Source organism: Candidatus Sordicultor fermentans, from assembly GCF_012728195.1.
In the GTDB taxonomy this organism is placed as follows: domain Bacteria; phylum Atribacterota; class Atribacteria; order Atribacterales; family Caldatribacteriaceae; genus Sordicultor; species Sordicultor fermentans.
Map to the genome: position 1 here is coordinate 1 of NZ_JAAYFP010000117.1, position 1,618 is coordinate 1,618.

The 1,618-nt window shown below is 38.9% G+C and carries 2 protein-coding genes; both read right to left on the bottom strand.

All coding sequences use genetic code 11. The annotated features are described in order from the left end of the window. Nucleotides 1–340 precede the first annotated feature (340 nt). A complete protein-coding gene (locus GXZ17_RS06205) occupies nt 341–1,159 on the bottom strand; it encodes a carbohydrate ABC transporter permease (protein ID WP_409376423.1) in 819 nt (272 codons plus the stop codon). Nucleotides 1,160–1,164: 5 nt separating this feature from the next. After that, the coding region (locus GXZ17_RS06210; protein ID WP_409376424.1) for a carbohydrate ABC transporter permease at nt 1,165–1,618 on the bottom strand (454 nt) is incomplete at its 5' end.

Below are 1,618 nucleotides of genomic sequence, written 5' to 3' on the forward strand. Positions count from 1 at the left end.
ATTACCATAATTGTCATCCACTTTTTTATTTTACAAGGATACAGGACACAATCCAAAGTGCTTTATCTTCTGCACCACTATAATTTATATCACCATCGCTTTTCATCCCTAGCTGGACCTTCCCATTACGAATCATCGCTCGGTGGGGTTCAATGATGATTTTCATTAACACCGCCAGCTGAGAAAAAAAATGCCCGATTCTCCTCAATAATTTCTTACTCTTCGCTCTTCAAAAACGTAGAACATCTCCTTCAAAAGGTTCAATATAGATAACCCATCTTCCTGTCCCTCCAACGAGTTTGTTTTCCCTTCTTTCAAAGATCACCCTTTTCAACTCCATCTATTCTTTGAATGCTCCAGCGGTGAGACCAGCAACAATAGCTCTCCCAGCCAAAAGGACTACAATAAGAGGGGGAATTGTATATATCATGCTTCCCGCCATGAGCTTGTTCCATTCAACCCCATACTGACCAATGAAAACATAAAGTCCAATGCTAATTGGGCGCATACTTTCTTCCTTGATAAAAGCAAGCGGGACAATAAAATTACCCCACGCCAGAAGGAAAACCAATATTGAAACGGAAGCTATACCAGGTGCCGATAAGGGTAGAAAAATGTTTGTAAATATCTTAAAATATCCAGCTCCATCTATAAGAGCAGCCTCGATTAAGCCTGAGGGAATAGAGGCCATATAAGACCTCAAGATTATGATTGCGAAAGGCGCTAAGAATACCGAAAGAGCAAGTACTGCCCCAAAATGAGAGTTTATCAATTTCATTTTTGTAAACATCAAAAATAGAGGAATAATAACCGCTGTGTACGGTATCATCTGGACAAAGTCAAAAAGAAAACTCAAGGAACTTTTCATAGAAAACTCGAATTTGGTTACAACAAATGAAGCAGGTAGAGCAACAATTAGGGTCAAGAGAAGCGTTCCAAAGGAAAGTATAAAGCTATTCTTGATGTAAGGAAGGAGCGTAAAAAAGGCTTCTCTGTAATACTGTAGCGTTGGTTCTGGAGGAAAAAGATAAGGAGGCTTATAAAAGATTTCTTCAGTAGACATAAATCCTCCTATGGCAATAAAGTAAAGGGGAGAAACTATTAAAGCAACTACTACGGCAACCAAAGCACTCCACTTCCATCCCGCTCTCTTTTTCACAAATCTCACCTCTCTTCCCATTTCATTCGATTTGAGAATCCTATGAACAGAACCACGATTATTTGCATTAATACGAGAACTGCTGCGGACTTTCCAAATTGAAATCTATCAAAAGCAAGAGAATAAGAAAAAGTACTCAGTAGATGAGATGCTCCTCCAGGACCTCCTTTTGTCACTATCCAAACAAGGTCGAAGACTTTAAAGGTAAGGATACATCCTAAAATGAATGTAGCTATTACCACAGGTTTCAACATGGGAAGAGTAATATAAACTACTTTCTGCCAACCTGTTGCACCATCTATTTCAGAACTTTCATAAAGTTCTTCAGGAATCTGCTGCATCCCAGTATAAAGCAATATAAAGTTGAAGGGGATTCCTAACCATACGTTAACTACTGTTAACGAGTAAATGGCCATTTTTTCGGTAGTTATCCATCTCACGGGTTCTTTAATCCAGTTC